Origin of the sequence: Leifsonia shinshuensis (assembly GCF_014217625.1) — a bacterium.
Taxonomy (GTDB): Bacteria; Actinomycetota; Actinomycetes; order Actinomycetales; family Microbacteriaceae; genus Leifsonia; species Leifsonia shinshuensis_A.
In genome coordinates this window covers 947160-966269 of record NZ_CP043641.1, presented here as the reverse complement: position 1 = coordinate 966269, position 19110 = coordinate 947160, and the positions used below count along the sequence as shown (strand labels likewise).

Sequence of the window (19110 nt, the reverse complement as noted above, 5' to 3'; positions counted from 1 at the left end):
CAATCGAATCCCGGCCGTCCGCCCGCGCGCAGTGCGCATCCGGCAGCGGCCCCGAATCCGTCCCCGACCTGCCGGCGGGTACAGAGAGCGAACAGCAATGCACATCCTCGATCAGGTGGACGCCGCGTCCCTCAAGTCGGACATCCCCGCGTTCCGTGCCGGCGACACCGTCAAGGTGCACGTCAACATCATCGAGGGCAGCCGCTCTCGTATCCAGGTCTTCCAGGGCGTCGTGATCGGCCGCTCGGGCGAAGGCGTCCGCGAGACCTTCACGGTCCGCAAGGTCAGCTTCCAGGTCGGCGTCGAGCGCACCTTCCCGGTGCACTCGCCGGTCATCGACCACATCGAGGTCGTCACCCGCGGTGACGTCCGTCGCGCCAAGCTGTACTACCTCCGCGAGCTGCGCGGCAAGAAGGCGAAGATCAAGGAGAAGCGCGAGAACTGAGCGTTTCGCGCGCGACTCATCCTGAGCTCCCGGTCCTACACTGGACCGGGAGCTCAGGCGGTTAACGAGCCAGGCAGGGTGGATGACGGACGAGACACTGCCCACGCGACCCGAGCGCGTGGCGCGGCGAGAGCGTGGCAGGCGCAGCGGCCTGCTGTTCCTGCGGGATGTGCTGATCGTCGTGGTGATCGCGCTGCTCGTGGCCTTCCTGGTGAAGACGTTCGTGGTGCGGTCCTTCTACATCCCTTCCGGGTCGATGGAGAACACCCTCCAGATCAACGACAAGATCCTCGTGAACGAGCTGCAGCCGTCGCTGTTCCCGCTCAGCCGCGGTGACGTCGTGGTGTTCCGGGACCCGGGAGGCTGGCTCCCCAAGACGCCGCCGGCGCCCCGCAACCCGCTGGCCCAGGCGGCGGACACCGCCCTCACCTTCGTCGGCCTGTCGGCCTCCGACAGCGACGACCACCTCGTGAAGCGGCTCATCGGCCTTCCCGGGGACCACGTGGTCTGCTGCGACGCGGCCGGGCGGATCACCGTCAACGGCGTCGCCATCCGCGAGCCGTACATCGAGATCCCGGCCGGCCAGACCAACGCGGCCACCCTCGCCTTCGACGTCACCGTGCCGAAGGGCCACATCTGGGTGATGGGGGACAACCGCTACGACTCCCAGGACTCCTCGCGCAACCAGGCGCTGCCCGGACACGGCTTCGTGCCGCTCGACCATGTCGTCGGGCGGGCGGCCGTGATCAGCTGGCCGGTCAGCAGATGGACGTGGTTGGACGACTATCCTGAAGTCTTCCGAGGCGTGGAGGAGAAGAAGGAATGATGACCCCGGTCTCGCCGTCGCTGCGCTTCGAGAAGGCGCTCTACCGCGACGGCGTCACCTCGATCGTGGCCGTCGACGAGGTCGGCCGCGGGGCCCTCGCCGGCCCGGTGGCCGTCGGCATGGTGGTCATCGACACCGCGGTCAAGCGCATCCCGCCTGGGCTGCGCGACTCCAAGCTGCTGCCGGAGCCGGTGCGCGAGGCGCTCGAACCCGCCTGCCGGCGCTGGTCCCTGTTCCACGCCGTCGGGATGGCCTCAGCCGCCGAGGTGGACTCGCTCGGCATCATGCGCTGCCTCGGTCTCGCCGGGGCCCGCGCGGTCGCGATGCTGGAGGATCAGGGCGCGCAGGTGCGCGAGAGCACGATGATCCTCGACGGCAACTACGACTACCTCAGTCCGGCGCTGATGCGTCCGGCACGGGTGGTCACCCGGATCAAGGCCGACCGCGACTGCGCGTCGGTGGCGGCGGCCTCCGTCATCGCGAAGGTCCACCGCGACCGGCTGATGATCGGCCACGACGTGGACTATCCCGGCTACGGCTGGGTGAGCAACAAGGGCTATTCGACCCCGGAGCACTTCGCCGCGATCGCCGAGCTCGGCCCGAGCGCGCTGCACCGGCTGACCTGGCTGAAGGACCTCGCGACGCTCGATATGCCGAGCTAGGCGCGCGCGGCTAGACTTGTCGAACGATGGATGAGGACGAGTTCGACGACTACGACCGCGAGGTCGAGCTGGCTTTGTATCGCGAATACCGGGACGTCGTCTCCCAGTTCAAGTACGTGATCGAGACCGAGCGCCGCTTCTACCTCGCGAACGAGGTGGAGTTCGTGCGCAGGGACACCGAGCACGACTTCTACTTCGAGCTGACGATGAACGACGTCTGGGTGTGGGATGTCTACCGCGCCGACCGGTTCGTGAAGTCCGTTCGCGTGCTGACGTTCAAGGACGTGAACATCGAGGAGCTCTCGAGCAAGGAGTTCGAGCTCCCGAAGGAGCTGGCGCTCGACGAGTGAGGTCGGTCTTCGGCTCTGCTGCGTCTTCCTCCACAGCGTGCTGAGCTGACGACTTCTCCACGGATCTTCCTCCGCCCGGTTCTGCCCGGCCCCCACCGACCACGCTGGTCGTGGGAGGACACATGGCTGAGAAGGATGTTCTGGGCAGACGCGGCGAGGCCGTGGCGGCCGGCTGGCTCGAGGATCGGGGCTACACGATCGTGGCCCGCAACTGGCGCTGCGCGCACGGCGAGCTCGATCTGATCGCGCGCCGCGGATGCGTGACCGCGTTCGTGGAGGTCAAGACCCGCAGCTCGATCGAGTACGGGCACCCGTTCGAGGCGATCACGCCGGAGAAGGCGGCCCGAGTGCGCCGCCTGGCCGCGGAGTGGTGCCGGGCGCATGGACCCGTCCGCGGCGAGACGCGCATCGACGCGATCGCCGTGCTGGACGCGTGGAGCGGGAAGCCGTCGGTCGAGCACCTGCCGGGGGTGGCGTGATGGCCGTCGCACGCACGTTCGCCGTCGCGCTGACCGGGGTCAGGGGCGACATCGTGGAGGTGGAGGCCGACATCTCGGCCGGCCTGCCCGCCTTCGTCCTCATCGGGCTGCCCGACGCGGCGCTCGGCGAGTCCCGCAAGCGCGTCGCCGCGGCCGCCGCCAACGCCGGCTGCGCTCTCACCCAGCGCAAGCTCACCGTGAACCTGTCGCCTGCGTCGCTGCGCAAGCAGGGGTCGGGCTTCGACCTGGCGATCGCGGTGGCCGCGCTGGCGGCCTCCGGGGAGATCCCCGCCGAGTCGCCGTCCCTGGCCGTCCACATCGGCGAGCTCGGCCTCGACGGCCGGCTGCGGCCGGTTCCGGGGGTGCTGCCCGCCGTCCTGGCCGCCCGGGAGGCCGGCTTCGCGCGGGTCCTCGTCCCGACGGCGAATGCCGAGGAGGCCTCCCTCGTCGACGGCATCGACGTCGTCCCGGTGGTCGGCCTGCGCGCCGCCGCCATCGCCCACGGCGCCGAGCTGGACCCCGTCGACGAGACCCCGGTGGCGGTTCCCGACGACGCCGGCCCGGTCGACGACGAGCCGGACATGGCCGACGTCGCCGGCAACGACGACGCGGTCGACGCGTTCGTCGCCGCAGCGGCGGGACGCCACAACGTCTCGATGATCGGGCCGCCGGGCGCGGGCAAGACGATGCTGGCGCGCCGCCTCCCGTCGCTGCTGCCCGATCTCACCCCCGAGCAGGCGCTGGAGACGACCTCGATCCGCTCCTTGGCGGGCCGTGGCCTGGGCGGGGGTCTGGTCCTGCGCCCGCCGTTCGAGGCCCCGCACCACACCGCGTCCTCCGCCGCCCTCGTCGGCGGAGGCAGTGGACGCCTCGTCCCGGGAGCCGTCGCGCGGGCGTCGAACGGCGTGCTGTTCCTGGACGAGGCCGCCGAGTTCCAGCCCAACGTGCTCGACGCCCTCCGCCAGCCACTGGAGTCCGGCCGGATCGTCGTCGACCGCGCCGCCGGAAGCGCGTCGTTCCCTGCGCGCTTCCAACTCGTGCTCGCCTCCAACCCGTGCCCGTGCGGCCGCTACGGCTCGGCCGACGCGGAGTGTTCCTGCACCCCGGCCGGCCGCCGCCGCTACCTCGCACGGCTCTCCGGCCCCCTGCTCGACCGCGTGGACATCCGTCTCACCGTGCGCCGCCTCGGCCTCGGCGCGCTCCGCACGGCCTCCGACGGCACGGCCCGGACCCGCACGAGCCAGGACCTCCGGCTGGCCGTCGAGAGCGCCAGGGCGGCCGCCCGCGACCGCCTCAGCGGCACGGGCTGGACGACGAACTCCCAGGCCGCCGGAACGTGGCTGAGAGCCCCCGAACGCCGGCTCGCCGCCTCCGCCCGCGCCACCCTCGACCGCTCCCTGGAGCGCGGCGCCCTCACGATGCGCGGCTACGACCGCACCCTGCGCCTGGCCTGGACCCTGGCGGACGTCGACGGCACCGCGAGCCCCACCGCGGACCATGTCGCTCGGGCGCTCTACCTGAGACGAGGTGTGAGCGCATGAGCGCGTCGGAGGGCCTGGGCGCTGGCGACCTCGACGGCCGCCGCCGGCCAGGTGGCTGGAGTGTTCGAGAGGAGCTGGGGCATGGCCGCATGAGCACGACAGCGGGCATGGTCCGCGAAGTCCGGGAGGAACGCGAACGCGAACTCTGGTGCGGCAGCTGTGCGCTCTGGCAGTTGGCGTCCGGCCGAGGCGAGGCTTCGGAAGGAGAACGAGCCGGGGATGTCCGCGGAGGCCCGCGATGACGCGCGAGACGTTCCCCGGCCTCACATCCCAGGAGGTCGCATCCCTTGTGCGCGACGTCTCCACCGGCATCCCCTACCCGGACGAGTCCGCGGTGGTCGCGGCGGCGACGCGCGCAGCGCTCTCGGCCGCGTGCGAACCGGGCGACACCGACGCCGCGCTCCTGGTCGGGTCCATCGGCGCGCCGGCGACCCTCCGCTCCGTGATCGGCGACACGTCGCCGCAGTCCGTCCGCGCAGCGCTGAGCGACGCCGGCGCCCCCGCGCTCCCGCCGATCGACAGACTGCGCGACGCGCTCGACCGGTGGCGGTCGCGACTCCCGCGCGCCGCGCTGCATGCCCCGCTGGAACGCGCCGCCCGCCTCGGCGCCCGCCTCGTGTCGCCCGAGCACCCACTGTGGCCGACCGCGCTCGACGGCCTGGAGCTCGGCGCGCCCCTGACCCTCTGGGTCCGCGGCGACCCCGCCCGGCTGCCTCTGTTGAAGCACTCGGTCGCCCTGGTCGGCGCACGCGCCGCCAGCGGCTACGGCGAGCACGTCGCGCTGGAGTGCGCGGCCGGCCTGAGCGACCGAGGCTTCGCCATCGTCTCGGGAGGCGCCTACGGTGTCGACGCCGCGGCCCACCGCGCCGCCCTGTCCAGCGACCAGGTCACCGTCGCCTTCCTGGCCGGAGGCGTCGACCGTCTCTACCCGGCAGGCAACGACGACCTCCTCCAGCGGATCGCCCGCTCCGGCCTGCTGATCGCCGAGCTCCCACCGGGCTCCACCCCCACGCGCTGGCGCTTCCTGATGCGCAACCGCCTGATCGCCGCCGCCAGCACCGCGACCATCGTGGTGGAGGCCGGCGCCCGCTCCGGTTCCCTGAACACCGCCGGCCACGCCGCCCAGCTCGGCCGCCCTTTGGGAGCCGTGCCCGGCCCCATCACGTCCCCGACCTCGGAAGGCTGCCACCGCCTCATCCGCGAGTACGGCGCGATCTGTGTCACCACCCCCGACGAGATGGCGGAGCTGGCCGAACCGATGGGCGCACGCCTCGGTGCGTACGAGAACGGAGGCCGATCATGACGTGAGTTTCAGCGCGAAGCTCGGGACTTTGCGGAGCCGAGGGGGAGCATCAACGGGCGCTTACTCGCCTGCCCGGCGCGGCTCTGCGCCGGAGCGGAACAGGATGGACCGAGTCGCACGGCTCCACGTGGCGGGGTCGAGCAGGAGTGTCAGTAGGCAACGCCTTTCCGCCTGCCGGGAGTGGCTCTGCTGCCTAGTGGAACAGGCCGGACCGCGTCGCACGGCTCCACGTGGCGGGGTCGCGTCGGAGTCGGAGTGTCAGTAGGCAACGCCTTCCCGCCGGCCGGGAGTGGCTCTGCTGCCTAGTGGAACAGGCCGGACCGAATCGTGCGGCTCCGGGGACGTGTCGCGAGCGGACGAGGAGCCGGTCAGGGCCGCCCGACGATGAGCCGGAGGGACCCGTCGAACGTCGGCTGCGTTCTCAGGTGCCCGTATCGTTCGTCCCACGCGCCGGACGCGAGGTCCGCACGGAGGGTGTGCTCGAATCGGGTAGCGATCTCGTTGCTCACGAAGCTCCACGCGGAGTTCGCACGGCGCGCACCCCGGTCGAGCAGCGATTCGGGTCGGCCGTAATAGGCCTCGGAGAACCCGTCGACGCACGCCAGCGGGATGGGCAACCGCTCCACCGTCACGTCGCCGCCCAGTCCCGACCGTACAGCCGCGATCGTGGGATAACGGCCGGCCTCTGTCGCGATCACTTCGGGAGCGTAGTCGTTGATCCAGGACCGCTCGAGGGCGGTGGGGTCGCAGGTGAGGATCACAATCGGTCCGCGGGTCACCCGACGGATCTCGCGCAGTCCTGCGTGCAGGTCCCGCCACTGGTGGACGGTGAACGATGCCAGCGCGGCGTCGAACGACCCGTCCGCGAACGGCAGGTCCTCCGCGACGGCGTCCACGACGGTCGCCGTCCCAGCGGGACGTTGCGCCCGCATCGCCGCGCTGGGTTCGACCGCGGTGACCGCGAGGTGATCCGGTTCGTACGAGCCGGCGCCGGCGCCGACGTTCACCAGGGTCCGTGCGCTGCCCAGCGCCGCGCGGACGGCGGCGGCGAACGCCGGCTCGGGGCGCCGATACCGCGCGTACCGCTCGCCGATGACGCCGTAGTCCGCGTCGCCGGCACTTCCATCGTCATGCCGGCTGGCGGCGGTTGATCGTTCAGAGGTCATGGACCCACACGATCGCGATCGGCCCGGCGGCGCCAGCCGCGGTGCGGACTCCCATCGCAAGGTTCACGCCACACCGCGGCCGCCGGAATCGGCGCCTCCGGTGCGTCCCCGACGGTGTCGCGGTGTCGATGGCGGATGCTGGGGGAGTGAACCTCCGGCTCGCCGTCGACGGCTACCTGCGCCACCTGGAGGTGGAGCGCGGCTACTCGGCGCAGACGGTGCGCGCGTACCGGTCCGATCTCGCGCTGTTCGAGCGGTTCGCCCAAGGGCGCGGGGCGACCAGCACCGAGGCGCTCACGCTCGATCTGTTCCGAGACTGGCTGTGGCAGGGGTCGCAGCAGCAGCTCGCGAAGTCCACGCTGGCGCGACGATCGGCCGCGGTGCGCGGGTTCAGCGGGTGGAATGCGCGGAACGGCAGCTCTACGGAGTCCGCGACAGAGTCGACGCCCTCGACAGGCGCAGCGTCCGTGTCCGCCTCGCCAGACCCCGCCGAGCGGCTGCGCGCGCCGAAGGCCGACAAGCATCTCCCGCGCGTGATCACCCGGGCTCAGATCGACGGGCTGCTCGATGCGCTCGCGGCTCAGGCCGAGAGCGGTGAGCCGGGGGCGATCCGAGATGTCGCCGTCATCGAGCTCCTGTACGCGGCCGGCATCCGCGTGAGCGAGCTCACCGGGCTCGACGTCGACGACGTGGATGTCGAGCGGCTGACGCTCCGCGTCGTCGGGAAGGGGAACAAGCAGCGGGTGGTCCCGTTCGGTGTCCCTGCTCTGCGGGCGATCCGTCGCTACCTCCAGGTCGCACGGCCGGCGCTCGCCGCAGACGGCTCGGGACCGGCGTTGCTGCTCGGGGCTCGCGGCGGCCGGCTCGGGACGCGCGCGGTGTACCAGCTCGTGGCGTCGCTGCTCGCCGACCTCCCCGGCGGTGGTCCCGCCGGTCCGCACACGCTGCGGCACACGGCGGCGACGCATCTGCTCGACGGGGGAGCGGACCTGCGCGCGGTCCAGGAGATCCTCGGGCACGCCAGCCTCGGGACCACGCAGATCTACACCCACGTCTCCAGCGAACGGCTCAAAGAGACCTACCGCATCGCCCATCCCCGCGCCTGACGGCACGGCCCCGCGGGACGGCCCCGCGGCGCTGCCGGACGGCCGCCCGCCGACGCGGGGGACGCTCGGCCGGCGTGAAGCGGCAGCAGCACCGACCGCGGGAGCCGTTCGAAGAACAGCAGCGGCGACGCGTACTCGCCGTCCACCCGGACGCCGACGTGCAGACAGGCGCCGGAGCAGTGCGCGCCCTCGCCCACGACTCCGAGCGGCATCCCCCGCGTCACCCGGTCGCCCACGGCGAGGCCGGCCGCCGCGAGCGGTTCGTACGACGACAGCACGCCAGAGCCGTGGTCCAGGGTGAGCACCGGCCGATCCACGACGACCCCGACGAAGTGGACCGTCGCGTCGGATGGCGCGGTCACGGTCGCACCGGGCCGCGCCGCGAGGTCGATCCCGCGGTGCCCCGCGGCGTACGGCGACGGCGGCGCCGCATACGCCCCGACGACCCGGGGCGGGGAGAGCGGCCACGACCAGCGAGCCGAGGCGCGAGGGCGGGCGAGCGCGGTGTCGCCGGGAATGGGGGAGGCCGCGGCGTCCGCAACTCCACTCGCCGCACGTCCACCGACCGTGTAGCCACCGCTCTCCGCAGCAGCAGGCGCAAGAGCGCCCGTCGCCACCACAACGCCCATCGCCACCACAGCGATCGCCCCCACCCCACGCAGCACCCGCCGCACCACCTCACCGAACGCCGCCCTCCACCGCATCCCCACCCCGATCACCTGAACCATCCGACCACCTCAACCATCCCGACCACCCCACCCGCCCCGATCACTCCCACCCCCACCCTCCCGCCACCACCCCCTCCCCGCACCCCGACCACCGCCGATCCGTGCACAACCTGCTCACCCACCGGCTCTGTGCAGGACTCTTATGCACACGTACGAGTCGGCGTACCGTGACCAGCGCACGTTCCGCCGATCCTCCCCGAGAGGGCGGCGACCCACATCGAGGAGGGGTCTCATGTCCGATCAGCGCAGTACCGGATCCGAGCGGGAGGACGAGCACGTTCCTCAGCCCACCGCGGCGATGCGGCGGAAAGTCGTCGGGCTCGCGACCGCAGCGGCGGTCGGCGGGTTCCTGTTCGGTTTCGACTCCTCCGTCATCAACGGGGCCGTCGACTCCATCCAGCACCACTTCGCGCTCAACGCGTTCGTCACCGGGTTCATCGTCGCCATCGCGCTGCTCGGCTGCGCGGTCGGCGCCTACTTCGCCGGCCGCCTCGCCGACCGCTGGGGCCGCATCCGGGTGATGCTGATCGGCGCCGTCCTGTTCCTCGCCAGCTCCATCGGCGCCGGGCTCTCGTTCTCCGTCTGGGACCTCGGCTTCTGGCGCGTCATCGGTGGTCTCGGCATCGGCATCGCGTCCGTGGTCGCTCCGGCGTACATCGCGGAGATCGCGCCCAAGCAGCGCCGTGGCGGCCTCGCCTCGCTGCAGCAGCTCGCCATCACGATCGGTATCTTCGTGGCGCTGCTCTCCGACGCCTTGCTCGCCGGAGCCGCGGGCGCCGCGGCCAACCAGCTCTGGTTCGGGCTGGAGGCGTGGCGGTGGATGTTCCTGGTCGGCGTGATCCCGTCCGTCGTCTACGGCATCCTGGCGCTGATCCTGCCGGAGTCGCCGCGCTACCTGCTGTCCAGTGGGCGGCACGACGAGGCGCGGGCGATCTTCGCGACCCTCGTCCCGGAGGAGGACGTCGATCGGCAGGTCCGCGACATCGAGCACGCCATCGAGGAGGACAAGGACGCCGCGAAGGGCACGCTCCGCGGCAACCGCTTCGGCCTGAAACCGATCGTCTGGATCGGCATCATCCTGTCCGTGTTCCAGCAGTTCGTCGGCATCAACGTGATCTTCTACTACTCGACGACGCTCTGGAAGGCCGTCGGATTCACCGAGAGCAACTCGCTGCTCATCACCGTCATCACCTCCATCACCAACGTGGTCGTCACCATCGTGGCGATCCTGCTGGTCGACCGCGTCGGCCGGCGCCCCATTCTGCTCACCGGCTCGGTGGGCATGGCGATCTCGCTGGCGGTGATGGCGCTGTCGTTCAGCTTCGCGCACAAGTCGGCCGGCGCCGTCACTCTCCCGAACCCGTGGGGGCCGATCGCGCTGATCGCGGCGAACGTCTTCGTGATCTGCTTCGGCGCCTCCTGGGGGCCGCTGGTCTGGGTGCTGCTGGGCGAGATCTTCCCTCCGCGCATCCGCGGCGCCGCACTCGGTGTCGCCGCCTCCGCGCAGTGGATCGCGAACTTCCTGGTCACGGTCTCCTTCCCGCCGATGTCCGACTTCTCGCTGCCGTTCACGTACGGGATGTACGCGGTCTTCGCGGCGCTCTCCTTCTTCTTCGTCTTCTTCAAGGTGCCGGAGACGAACGGGATGGCGCTGGAGCACGCCGAGACGCTGTTCGCCAACGCCGGGCGCGGCCGCGGGCCGCAGGTGCGGTCGTCGGGGGACACCGTCCCGCGCTCGTGAGGCGGCGGCGGCCGGCCCCCGGTTCCTGATAGGATGTCCACTGCACTCCGCATGCCGGGGTGACTACGCGTGTCCGGAACATCCTCACTCGAGGGTGTGCGCTTCTCCACCGGTCTCCTGCTCCTCCACCACGATCAACCGTGCGGAGGCGCGGGTGCGGGGAGGCGCGGGGCACCAGGAGCGGCGGCCGACCGGCTGCCGCTGGACAACCGAGAGTCGTGTCCCCGCCGTGAGGCCGGGCGCGCAAGAACAGGAGAACGGCAATGGCCGTCGTCACCATGCGCCAGCTGCTCGACAGCGGCGTCCACTTCGGACACCAGACCCGCCGCTGGAACCCGAAGATGAAGCGCTTCATCCTCACCGAGCGCTCGGGCAGCTACATCATCGACCTGCAGCAGTCGCTCGCCTACATCGACAAGACGTACGAGTTCGTGCGCGAGACGGTCGCCCACGGCGGCACCATCCTCTTCGTCGGCACCAAGAAGCAGGCGCAGCAGGCGATCGCCGAGCAGGCGACCCGCGTGGGCCAGCCCTACGTGAACCAGCGCTGGCTGGGCGGTCTGCTGACCAACTTCCAGACCGTGTCCAAGCGCCTCGCGCGCATGAAGGAGCTCGAGGAGCTCGACTTCGAGGGCACCACCAGCGGCTTCACCAAGAAGGAGCTGCTGATCAAGAAGCGCGAGCTCGACAAGCTCCACAAGTCGCTCGGCGGCATCCGCAACCTGGCCAAGACCCCGAGCGCCATCTGGGTCGTGGACACCAAGAAGGAGCACCTCGCGATCGACGAGGCGAAGAAGCTGGGCATCCCGGTCATCGCCATCCTCGACACGAACTGCGACCCGGACGAGGTCCAGTACCCGATCCCGGGCAACGACGACGCCATCCGCTCCGTCACCCTCCTCACCCGCATCGTCGCCGACGCCGCGGCCGAGGGCCTCATCCAGCGTCACCAGAAGCCGGAAGAGGGCTCCGAGCAGGCCGAGCCGCTCGCCGAGTGGGAGCAGGAGCTCCTCGCGCAGTCGCAGGACGAGGTCCAGTCGTCCGCCGAGACCGAGAAGGCGGCCGACGCCGACCTCGCCGAGGCCAAGGCGGACTCCGCCGAGGTCGTGGCCGAGGGCGAGGCGGACGCGGACGCCGACGCCGAGGCCAAGTAACCACCCTCACCAAACTTCGAGTCAGAAGGTTCCAGTCAGAACATGGCAAACATCAGCATCGCTGACATCAAGGCCCTGCGCGAGCAGCTCGGCACCGGAATGGTCGACACCAAGAAGGCCCTCGAGGAGGCCGGTGGCGACATCGAGAAGGCGACCGAGATCCTCCGCCTCAAGGGCGCCAAGGGCAACGCGAAGCGTGCCGACCGTTCCACTTCCGAGGGCCTCGTGGCCGCGAAGGAGAACGGCAACGGCACCGCGACGATGATCGAGCTCGCCTGCGAGACCGACTTCGTCGCGAAGGGCGAGAAGTTCATCGCCCTCGCCGACAAGGTGCTCGACGCGGCCGCCGCCGCGGGCGCCACCACCGTCGAGGAGGCGCTGGCCGCCCCCGCCGGGTCGCAGACCGTCGCCGAGCTCATCGGTGACGAGGCCGCGATCCTCGGCGAGAAGGTGGAGCTCCGCCGCATCGCCGTCGTCTCGGGCGAGAACTTCGCGATCTACCTGCACAAGACCTCCAAGGACCTGCCCCCGCAGGTCGGCGTGGTCGTCGGCTACGCCGGCGCCGACGCGGAGACCGCCCGCAGCATCGCGCAGCACATCTCGTTCGCCAACCCGACCTACCTCACCCGCGAGGACGTCCCGGCCGAAGAGGTCGAGAACGAGCGTCGCATCGTCGAGGAGATCTCGCGCAACGAGGGCAAGCCGGAGGCCGCGCTCCCGAAGATCATCGAGGGCCGCCTCGGCGCCTACTTCAAGCAGGTCGCCCTGCTCGAGCAGGAGTACGCCCGCGACAACAAGCAGAACATCGCCCAGGTCCTCAAGGACTCGGGTCTGACCGTCTCGGGCTTCGCCCGCTTCAAGGTCGGCGCCTGACCCAGGCATGAAGGAGTCCGGATCGTGAACCACGATCCGGACTCCTTTTCTGTGCCCGCCGTCCCTGTTCAGGGGGTGGGCCACGCATTAGCGTTAACGAAACACACGGAAGGACTCGTACACACATGACGGCAGCCACTCACAGACGCAGGGTCCTTCTGAAACTCTCCGGCGAGGCCTTCGGCGGCGGTCAGCTCGGGGTGAACCCCGACATCGTCAGCAGCATCGCCCGCGAGATCGCGCAGGCGGCGGAGGACGTCGAGATCGCCATCGTCGTCGGCGGGGGCAACTTCTTCCGCGGAGCCGAACTCTCGCAGCGCGGGATGGACCGCGGACGCGCCGACTACATGGGTATGCTCGGCACCGTGATGAACTCGCTCGCCCTGCAGGACTTCCTGGAGCAGGCCGGTGCGGAGACGCGCGTGCAGTCCGCTATCGCGATGACCCAGGTGGCCGAGCCGTACATCCCGCGCCGCGCGGAGCGCCACCTCGAGAAGGGCCGCGTCGTCATCTTCGGCGCCGGCGCCGGCCTCCCGTACTTCTCCACCGACACCGTCGCAGCGCAGCGCGCGCTGGAGATCAGCGCCGACGTCGTGCTGGTCGCCAAGAACGGCGTGGACGGCATGTACGACTCCGACCCGCGCATCAACCCGGACGCGCGCAAGATCGACCAGATCAGCCACCAGGACGCGCTGACGCAGGGCCTCAAGGCCGTCGACTCCACTGCGCTGAGCCTCTGCATGGACAACGGGATGCCGATGCGCATCTTCGGCATCGAGCCGGCGGGCAACGTCACCGCCGCGCTGCTCGGCGCCGAGATCGGCACCCTGCTCGGCTGACCCGTCCGGCGGGGCGCTCCGCCGTGCGCAGGGCGCTCCGGGGCCTGGCCCTAGACTAGACAACGACTCACCGATCTGAAGGAGAAACCGTGATCGCCGATGTGATTACCGACGCCCGCCAGCGCATGGCCAAGACCGTGGACGCGGCGAGGGACGACTTCGGCACGGTGAGCGCGGGGCGCGCCAACCCCGCCCTCTTCCAGAAGGTGCTCGTCGACTACTACGGCTCGCCGACGCCGCTCGCCCAGCTCGCCGGCCTCCAGAACCCGGAGGCCCGGGTCCTGCTGGTGACGCCCTACGACAAGTCCGCCCTCAAGGACATCGAGAAGGCGATCGTCAACATGCCGAACCTGTCGGCCAACGTCGGCAACGACGGCGAGATCGTGCGCGTCACCCTCCCCGAGCTGACCGAGGACCGCCGCAAGGAGTTCGTCAAGATCGTCCGCGGCAAGGGCGAGGACGCCAAGGTCGCCATCCGCAACATCCGCCGCAAGGCGAAGGACGACCTCGACGCCCTGAAGGGCGAGGTCGGCGACGACGAGGTGGCCCGTGGCGAGAAGGAGCTCGAGGCCCTCACGCGCACGAACGTCGACGCAGTCGACGAGGCTCTCAAGCGCAAGGAAGCCGAGCTCCTCGAGGTCTAGATGAGCGAGGGGAGCAGCCCCGGCGCGCCTCGCACGCCGGCGTCGGGCAGAAGGGGGAAGGCCGCGGCCCGGGCCGAGTTGCGGCGTGCGCAGGTGCAGGCCACCCGCGCGGACTTCGAGCGCCAGGTGCTCGCACGCAAGGCCCAGCTCGACGCGACCAATGAGCGGATCGCCGCACGGACCGGCCGCAACCTGATCCTGGCGATCCTGATCGGTCTCGGCGGCGGAGCCCTGCTCGTGCTGAGCCTGGTCTTCGTCAAGGAGCTGTTCCTGGTCTTCGGAGCGGCGATGATCGGGTTCGCCGCGTTCGAGCTCACCCAGGCCTTCCGCGCGGCAGGGAGGCGCGTGCCGCGCACGCCGTCGCTGATCGCCTCGCTCGCGATCGTGCCGGCGACCTTCTGGTTCCACGCGGGCGGTCAGCTCGTGGCGCTGGCGTCCGGCATCGTCCTGGTCGTGGTCTGGCGGCTGATCGAGGAGGCCGCGCTCCCGGCCAAGCGCGCCGGGGGAGTGGCGCTCGCCCGCGACCTGGCGTGGAGCGTGCTCGTGCAGATGTACGTGACCCTGCTCGGCTCGTTCGCCATCCTGCTGCTGGCGGAGAACGGCGGCGAGTGGTGGGTGCTCGGCTTCTTGATCGTGGTCGTCGCGGTCGACACCGGCGCGTACGCGAGCGGGCTGTCCTGGGGCCGGCATCCGATGGCGCCGAGCATCAGCCCCAAGAAGACCTGGGAGGGCTTCGCCGGGGCCGCGGTGGCGGCGATCGTCGCGGGCGTCCTGATCTCGGTCTTCATGATCCACGAGCCCTGGTGGTTCGGCGTGATCTTCGGCGTCGTGGCGCTGCTCACGGCGACGGCGGGCGACCTCGCCGAGTCGCTCATCAAGCGCGATCTGGGCATCAAGGACATGAGTTCGTGGCTGCCCGGCCACGGCGGCTTCCTCGACCGGCTGGACTCGATCCTTCCGTCCGCGGCGGCCACCTACGTGCTGTTCCTCATCTTCTCCTGACAGAATGTGCTGGTGAGCACCTTTCCCCGGAGCCCCAAGTCGAAGCCAGGCTACGACGTGGCACAGGTCGACGAGTTCCTCGTCGCCGCCCGTCGCGCCTACGACTCCGACCCCTCGACCCCTGGCGGCCTGTCGGCCTCCGACATCCGCCACACGGCGTTCTCGATGGCCAAAGGCGGCTACTCGACCTCGCACGTGGACGCGGCCCTGGAGCGCCTGGAGGACGCCTTCGCGGCCCGTGAGCGCGACTACGCCCGTGGCGGCGGCCGCGACTCGTCGTGGTTCGAGGACGCCCGCACGTCGGCCCAGGCGATCCTGGACCGGCTGGAGCGCCCGGTCGGCAACCGCTTCCAGCGGGTGAGCTTCCTGACCCTCGGCTACAACCGCCAGGACGTCGACCGCTTCGCCGGACGGCTCGTGAAGTACTTCCAGGACGGCCGCCCGATGAGTGTCGAAGAAGTTCGCACGGTCACTTTCCGTGAGCAACGAGGGGGGTACCGTGAGGCCCAAGTGGACCTCCTCCTGGACAGCGTCACGGACGTGATGCTCGCGGTCCGCTGATCCTGGCCGTTACCTGAATAGGGGAGCTCCGTGTTGGAATCCGCTGAAATGTTCGTTATGGTTCTGTGATCGTGGGTAGACAAGAAGCAGCAGAGCTCGTTCCGCTGACCCCTGCCAACCCGGTCGGAGTCGCATTCCGCCGTTCGCGACGGCCTCATGTCCGTTCGCGCGCCGTCATCTGGGGGTTCGCCTTCACGGCCGCCGTCGGATTCGCGCTGGTCAACGTCGTCGACCCGTATTCGGGCTCCGCGGCGACGCCGGCCTACGCGGACACGATCCAGAGCATCCAGCAGGACTCGCGCTACGGCGCCGTCCCCGTGCAGAGCCTCACCGCGCCGAACGCGTCGGAGACGGCCGTCACGCGCGACACGCTGGGGGTCAAGCCGACGCCCACGCCGACACCGACGCCCACGCCGACGAAGTCGTCGTCCTCGTCTTCCTCCTCCGGCGGTTCGAGCGCCCCGTCCGCTCCCATCCCGTCGCCGGGCACTGCTCAGGCGATCGCGTACCAGATGGTGCAGTCCCGCGGCTGGGGCGACGACCAGTACAGCTGCCTCGTCTCGCTCTGGAACCGGGAGTCCGGCTGGCGCGTGAACGCGTCCAACCCGAGCGGGGCCTACGGCATCCCGCAGGCCCTCCCCGGCAGCAAGATGGGCCCGGGCTGGCAGACGGACGCCTCCGTGCAGATCTCGTGGGGCCTGGGCTACATCGCCGGCCGCTACACGAACCCGTGCGGCGCCTGGGCGCACTCGCAGTCCACCGGCTGGTACTGAGCGGACTCGATCACTCGCCGGTCGACGGCGGACGGCTCGCACCGGGCGACGTCGGCGTGTATGCGCGCCAGAATCGGTAGTAGAGCCGCATGTCGATCCACACGGAGACGATGAGGTAGCCGACAGCGCCGGCGACGCCGACGATCCACGCCGCCGTGATGTCGACGCCGCTCGTCGCCAGCACGACGCCGAGGAACAGGCCGACGAGCGCGCCGTTCACGACGAACGTGAACATCATGCTGCTGCCGAACACCGGGCTCTGCCCGCGGCGGCCCAGGAAATAGTAGGTGCGTGTGACGCCCTCCCGGTCGTCGTGCCACGACGTGGAGAGCGCCCGTGCGACGTCAGGGGCCAGCCGCACGTATTCGGCGCGGAGGCGGTTCATGGCGAGCACGTACATGAGGTCCTCCATGGACACGTTCGTGACGCGCACCTGTGTGAGCACCCCCACCACCACGACGAGTCCGAGCAGCGCGTCCGCGAAGGTCGGGAAGATGCCGGCGAAGTCCGTGGCCTGGCCGACCAGCGCGATGCTCACCAGAGCGGCCGACATCAGCGTCAGGAGCATGCTGATCCGCGTCAGCACCTCGCTCTGCGTCGTGCTGCGCGAAGCGAGGAGGCTCCAGTGCTCGGTGGCCAGGAATTGCGCGGTCAGAGCATCCGTGTTGCGGGCGTCGCGATCTCGAGCGTCGTCGCTCATGCCGCCGATGGTACTGCGCGTGGGTCGGCGGGGGACAGCCGCGTCCTGCATAGACTGGAGCGGTGCCCCGCAGCAATCGTCCCCGCCGCCGCCACGGCGAGCAGCGTGAAGAGGAGCAGGACGGCTTGGACCGGCTCCTCGCGGGCTGGCGGCGCACGGAGGTGCGGCGCGGCGTCGAATGGAACGTGCAGCCCGTGTCGGCCGTGCAGGCGCAGAAGAGCTATGTGTGCCCCGGTTGCGGCCGCGAGATCGGTCCTGGCGTCGCCCACCTGGTCGCGTGGCGCGCCGACGGTGTGATGGGCGACGCGGCGGACCTCGCCGCGCGCCGGCACTGGCACCCGTCGTGCTGGCGGGTCGCGTGAGTGAGGGAGACAGTGGAATGACGGACAGCGCTCCGGGGCCGATCGAGATCCGCGGCGGCGTCGAGCTGCCCGCCCGGCGCGAGGACATCGAACTCCGCACCAGGGACGGGCTGACCCTCGTCGGCGAGCTGGCGTCCCCGCTCGACCGGGAACCGGTCGCGACCCTCGTCACGCTGCACCCGCTCCCGACCGGCGGCGGCTTCATGGACTCCCACATCCTGCGGAAGGCGGCGGGCCGGCTTCCTGCGCTGGCCGACATCGCCGTGCTGCGGTTCAACACGCGGGGCACCGCGTCGCCGCGCGGGCGCAGCCAGGGCGAGTTCGGCCACGGGGTGGACGAGCGCTACGACGTGGAGGCGGCCATGGCCTTCGTCGCCGAGCGCGGCCTCCCGCACCCGTGGCTGCTCGGCTGGTCGTTCGGCACCGAGCTCGCGCTCATGTACGGACGGGAGTGCCCGGTGGACGGGATCATCCTGCTCTCGCCTCCGCTGCACCGTGCCAAGCCGGAGCACCTGGCCGCCTGGGCGGGGGACCACCGGCCGATCGTGGCGCTGATCCCCGAGCACGACGACTACCTGCAGCCGGCGGAGGCGGCGGAGCGGTTCAAGCCGCTGCCGCAGATCGAGCTGGTCGACGTCGAGGGCGGCAAGCACCTCTGGGTGGGGGAGAACCAGACCCGCCGCGTGCTGGACGAGATCGTGGAGCGGATGAACCCCGCCGCGGCGCCGCTGCCGACGCAGTGGCCGCCGGCGTGACGCGGCCACCGGCCTGAGGTGCCGTGGCGGCGGGTTAGAGCTCGTTCTGCCGCGGGATGACGACCTGCTTGATGATGAGCAGGATCGCCGCGGCGAACGGGATGGCGACCAGCGCGCCGAGGATGCCCAGCAGCGTCCCGCCCGCGAGGGCCGCGACCACCACGAGCGCGCCCGGCACCGACACCGCGCGGTTCATGATCCGCGGGCTCAGGACGTATGCCTCCACCTGCATGTACACGATGTAGTAGATCGCCGCGGCGATGGCGGTCGGGGGGCCGGAGAAGAAGCAGACCGCGACGATGATGACCGAGCCGGTGATCGTGCCGACGAGCGGGATCAGCGAGAAGAAGAACGCGATCGACGCGAGCAGGATCGGGAACTTCGCGCCGATGATCGTCAGGAAGATCGCGCTGAGCACGCCGTTGACGAGCGCGAGCGAGACCTGGCCGCCGACGTACTTGCCGACCGAGTCCGTGATCTGGTCGCCCAGATCGGCGAAGCGCGAGCGGCGGGAGGCCGGCACGAGCTGGTAGGCCGCGCGCTTGATGCTCGGCAGCGACGCCGTGAAGTAGATCGTCAGGATCACGACGATGATGACGCCGAACGCGCCCTGCACGATCCCGATGCCGGTCTGCAGGACCTTGGACGTGATGTCCGGGAGGTTCTTCTGCAGCCACTGGGTGACCGCGTCGATGTTCTGCTGGTTGACGATGGTCGGGAACTGATGCTGGAGGCTGAGGAACCACTTCTCGGCTCCGCCGTTGTTGACCCAGTTGATCGTGTTCTGGACGAGCTGCGACGCCTGGCCGACCGCGACGGGGACGATCGCCCAGATCAGGCCGACGAAGGCGCCGACGATGACCACGAGCGTGACGACCAAGGCGGCCCAGCGCGGGAACTTCCGTCGCTCCAGGAAGGAGATGAGCGGCTCGATCCCGAGCGCCAGGAACAGCGCGGCACCGATGTAGGTGATGATCGTGGCCAGGCTCACGATCGAGGTCAGGATCAGGACGCCCAGGCCGACGCCGAGGGTGCCGATCAGGCCGACTCGGAACGCGTTCTGGATCTTCACTCAGTCCCCCTCTGGGCGGTCCGCCCGG

The 19110-nt window shown here is 70.6% G+C and carries 22 protein-coding genes; 18 read left to right on the top strand and 4 right to left on the bottom strand.

Translation table 11 applies throughout. The annotated features are described in order from the left end of the window. The first annotated feature begins 97 nt into the window (after positions 1 to 97). The 7 genes from rplS (at position 98) to dprA (ending at position 5606) form a co-directional block, all read left to right on the top strand. On the top strand, positions 98 to 445 hold the full coding sequence (gene rplS, locus F1C12_RS04655; RefSeq protein ID WP_179606412.1) for a 50S ribosomal protein L19: 348 nt from the start codon (positions 98 to 100) through the stop codon (positions 443 to 445). 82 nt (positions 446 to 527) lie between these two features. Beyond that, on the top strand, positions 528 to 1271 hold the full coding sequence (gene lepB, locus F1C12_RS04650) for a signal peptidase I (RefSeq protein ID WP_185277649.1): 744 nt from the start codon (positions 528 to 530) through the stop codon (positions 1269 to 1271). Next, positions 1271 to 1933 (top strand): ribonuclease HII, encoded by a 663-nt coding sequence (locus tag F1C12_RS04645; protein ID WP_185278783.1) that lies wholly within the window; start codon positions 1271 to 1273, stop codon positions 1931 to 1933. Before lepB ends, F1C12_RS04645 begins: the two co-directional genes overlap by 1 nt. 26 nt (positions 1934 to 1959) lie before the next feature. Continuing rightward, complete coding sequence (locus F1C12_RS04640) at positions 1960 to 2283, top strand: DUF2469 family protein (RefSeq protein WP_018190696.1); 324 nt, start codon at positions 1960 to 1962, stop codon at positions 2281 to 2283. A 122-nt stretch (positions 2284 to 2405) separates the two neighbouring features. Further along, positions 2406 to 2762, top strand: a complete 357-nt coding sequence (locus F1C12_RS04635) for a YraN family protein (RefSeq protein WP_185277648.1) — start codon at positions 2406 to 2408, stop codon at positions 2760 to 2762. Continuing rightward, a complete protein-coding gene (locus tag F1C12_RS04630; RefSeq protein WP_185277647.1) occupies positions 2762 to 4303 on the top strand; it encodes a YifB family Mg chelatase-like AAA ATPase in 1542 nt (513 codons plus the stop codon). The genes F1C12_RS04635 and F1C12_RS04630 overlap by 1 nt, the downstream gene beginning before the upstream one ends. A 238-nt stretch (positions 4304 to 4541) precedes the next feature. After that, positions 4542 to 5606 carry a DNA-processing protein DprA gene (dprA, locus tag F1C12_RS04625; RefSeq protein ID WP_185277646.1) on the top strand — a complete coding sequence of 355 codons (1065 nt, stop codon included), beginning with the start codon at positions 4542 to 4544 and terminating at the stop codon, positions 5604 to 5606. A gap of 368 nt (positions 5607 to 5974) precedes the next feature. Here dprA and F1C12_RS04620 read toward each other — a convergent pair whose 3' ends face one another. Continuing rightward, positions 5975 to 6772 carry a class I SAM-dependent methyltransferase gene (locus tag F1C12_RS04620; protein ID WP_185277645.1) on the bottom strand — a complete coding sequence of 266 codons (798 nt, stop codon included), beginning with the start codon at positions 6770 to 6772 and terminating at the stop codon, positions 5975 to 5977. A gap of 128 nt (positions 6773 to 6900) precedes the next feature. Between F1C12_RS04620 and F1C12_RS04615 the strand changes: the two genes are divergently transcribed. Further along, positions 6901 to 7878: a tyrosine recombinase XerC gene (locus tag F1C12_RS04615; protein ID WP_185278782.1), complete on the top strand. Its 978-nt coding sequence runs from the start codon at positions 6901 to 6903 to the stop codon at positions 7876 to 7878. Here the strand turns inward: F1C12_RS04615 and F1C12_RS04610 are convergent. Continuing rightward, positions 7851 to 8606, bottom strand: coding sequence for a murein hydrolase activator EnvC family protein (locus tag F1C12_RS04610; protein ID WP_258046113.1), 756 nt, complete (start codon positions 8604 to 8606; stop codon positions 7851 to 7853). The two genes, F1C12_RS04615 and F1C12_RS04610, sit on opposite strands and share 28 nt — an antisense overlap. Positions 8607 to 8904: 298 nt before the next feature. On the opposite strand from F1C12_RS04610, the gene F1C12_RS04605 reads away from it, so the two are divergent. The 8 genes from F1C12_RS04605 to F1C12_RS04570 all read left to right on the top strand — a co-directional run bounded on the left by F1C12_RS04605 (position 8905) and on the right by F1C12_RS04570 (position 16193). Then, positions 8905 to 10347 carry a sugar porter family MFS transporter gene (locus tag F1C12_RS04605; RefSeq protein ID WP_258046234.1) on the top strand — a complete coding sequence of 481 codons (1443 nt, stop codon included), beginning with the start codon at positions 8905 to 8907 and terminating at the stop codon, positions 10345 to 10347. 263 nt (positions 10348 to 10610) lie between these two features. Beyond that, the gene (rpsB, locus tag F1C12_RS04600) at positions 10611 to 11501 is read left to right on the top strand and encodes a 30S ribosomal protein S2 (RefSeq protein ID WP_185277643.1); all 891 of its coding nucleotides are present in this window, start codon (positions 10611 to 10613) and stop codon (positions 11499 to 11501) included. 42 nt (positions 11502 to 11543) lie between these two features. Beyond that, positions 11544 to 12374 (top strand): translation elongation factor Ts, encoded by an 831-nt coding sequence (tsf, locus tag F1C12_RS04595; RefSeq protein ID WP_185277642.1) that lies wholly within the window; start codon positions 11544 to 11546, stop codon positions 12372 to 12374. A gap of 125 nt (positions 12375 to 12499) precedes the next feature. Next, positions 12500 to 13213, top strand: a complete 714-nt coding sequence (gene pyrH, locus F1C12_RS04590; RefSeq protein ID WP_185277641.1) for a UMP kinase — start codon at positions 12500 to 12502, stop codon at positions 13211 to 13213. Positions 13214 to 13302: 89 nt separating this feature from the next. Next, positions 13303 to 13857 carry a ribosome recycling factor gene (gene frr, locus F1C12_RS04585; RefSeq protein WP_185277640.1) on the top strand — a complete coding sequence of 185 codons (555 nt, stop codon included), beginning with the start codon at positions 13303 to 13305 and terminating at the stop codon, positions 13855 to 13857. Next, on the top strand, positions 13858 to 14859 hold the full coding sequence (locus F1C12_RS04580; RefSeq protein WP_185277639.1) for a phosphatidate cytidylyltransferase: 1002 nt from the start codon (positions 13858 to 13860) through the stop codon (positions 14857 to 14859). 12 nt (positions 14860 to 14871) lie between these two features. Beyond that, positions 14872 to 15420: a DivIVA domain-containing protein gene (locus F1C12_RS04575; protein WP_185277638.1), complete on the top strand. Its 549-nt coding sequence runs from the start codon at positions 14872 to 14874 to the stop codon at positions 15418 to 15420. Positions 15421 to 15491: 71 nt separating this feature from the next. Continuing rightward, a complete protein-coding gene (locus tag F1C12_RS04570; RefSeq protein ID WP_185277637.1) occupies positions 15492 to 16193 on the top strand; it encodes a lytic transglycosylase domain-containing protein in 702 nt (233 codons plus the stop codon). 10 nt (positions 16194 to 16203) lie between these two features. On the opposite strand, the gene F1C12_RS04565 is transcribed toward F1C12_RS04570, so the two are convergent. Beyond that, positions 16204 to 16893, bottom strand: a complete 690-nt coding sequence (locus F1C12_RS04565; protein ID WP_185277636.1) for a hypothetical protein — start codon at positions 16891 to 16893, stop codon at positions 16204 to 16206. A gap of 62 nt (positions 16894 to 16955) precedes the next feature. Between F1C12_RS04565 and F1C12_RS04560 the strand changes: the two genes are divergently transcribed. Next, entirely contained in the window at positions 16956 to 17255 is a 300-nt protein-coding gene (locus F1C12_RS04560; protein WP_185277635.1) for a hypothetical protein, read from the top strand. Positions 17256 to 17272: 17 nt separating this feature from the next. After that, positions 17273 to 18010 (top strand): alpha/beta hydrolase, encoded by a 738-nt coding sequence (locus tag F1C12_RS04555; protein ID WP_185277634.1) that lies wholly within the window; start codon positions 17273 to 17275, stop codon positions 18008 to 18010. 34 nt (positions 18011 to 18044) lie between these two features. Here F1C12_RS04555 and F1C12_RS04550 read toward each other — a convergent pair whose 3' ends face one another. Then, positions 18045 to 19082 carry an AI-2E family transporter gene (locus tag F1C12_RS04550; protein WP_185277633.1) on the bottom strand — a complete coding sequence of 346 codons (1038 nt, stop codon included), beginning with the start codon at positions 19080 to 19082 and terminating at the stop codon, positions 18045 to 18047. Positions 19083 to 19110: the final 28 nt, after the last annotated feature.

Coding starts and splice junctions, on each gene's coding strand:
- tsf (WP_185277642.1), top strand. CDS start 11,544: ATGGCAAACATCAGCATCGCTGACATCAAGGCCCTGCGCGAGCAGCTC.
- F1C12_RS04645 (WP_185278783.1), top strand. CDS start 1,271: ATGACCCCGGTCTCGCCGTCGCTGCGCTTCGAGAAGGCGCTCTACCGC.
- F1C12_RS04580 (WP_185277639.1), top strand. CDS start 13,858: ATGAGCGAGGGGAGCAGCCCCGGCGCGCCTCGCACGCCGGCGTCGGGC.
- F1C12_RS04630 (WP_185277647.1), top strand. CDS start 2,762: ATGGCCGTCGCACGCACGTTCGCCGTCGCGCTGACCGGGGTCAGGGGC.
- F1C12_RS04565 (WP_185277636.1), bottom strand. CDS start 16,893: ATGAGCGACGACGCTCGAGATCGCGACGCCCGCAACACGGATGCTCTG.
- lepB (WP_185277649.1), top strand. CDS start 528: ATGACGGACGAGACACTGCCCACGCGACCCGAGCGCGTGGCGCGGCGA.
- dprA (WP_185277646.1), top strand. CDS start 4,542: ATGACGCGCGAGACGTTCCCCGGCCTCACATCCCAGGAGGTCGCATCC.
- F1C12_RS04610 (WP_258046113.1), bottom strand. CDS start 8,606: ATGGTTCAGGTGATCGGGGTGGGGATGCGGTGGAGGGCGGCGTTCGGT.
- pyrH (WP_185277641.1), top strand. CDS start 12,500: ATGACGGCAGCCACTCACAGACGCAGGGTCCTTCTGAAACTCTCCGGC.
- F1C12_RS04615 (WP_185278782.1), top strand. CDS start 6,901: ATGGCGGATGCTGGGGGAGTGAACCTCCGGCTCGCCGTCGACGGCTAC.
- rpsB (WP_185277643.1), top strand. CDS start 10,611: ATGGCCGTCGTCACCATGCGCCAGCTGCTCGACAGCGGCGTCCACTTC.
- rplS (WP_179606412.1), top strand. CDS start 98: ATGCACATCCTCGATCAGGTGGACGCCGCGTCCCTCAAGTCGGACATC.
- F1C12_RS04555 (WP_185277634.1), top strand. CDS start 17,273: ATGACGGACAGCGCTCCGGGGCCGATCGAGATCCGCGGCGGCGTCGAG.
- F1C12_RS04605 (WP_258046234.1), top strand. CDS start 8,905: ATGCGGCGGAAAGTCGTCGGGCTCGCGACCGCAGCGGCGGTCGGCGGG.
- F1C12_RS04620 (WP_185277645.1), bottom strand. CDS start 6,772: ATGACCTCTGAACGATCAACCGCCGCCAGCCGGCATGACGATGGAAGT.
- F1C12_RS04635 (WP_185277648.1), top strand. CDS start 2,406: ATGGCTGAGAAGGATGTTCTGGGCAGACGCGGCGAGGCCGTGGCGGCC.
- F1C12_RS04640 (WP_018190696.1), top strand. CDS start 1,960: ATGGATGAGGACGAGTTCGACGACTACGACCGCGAGGTCGAGCTGGCT.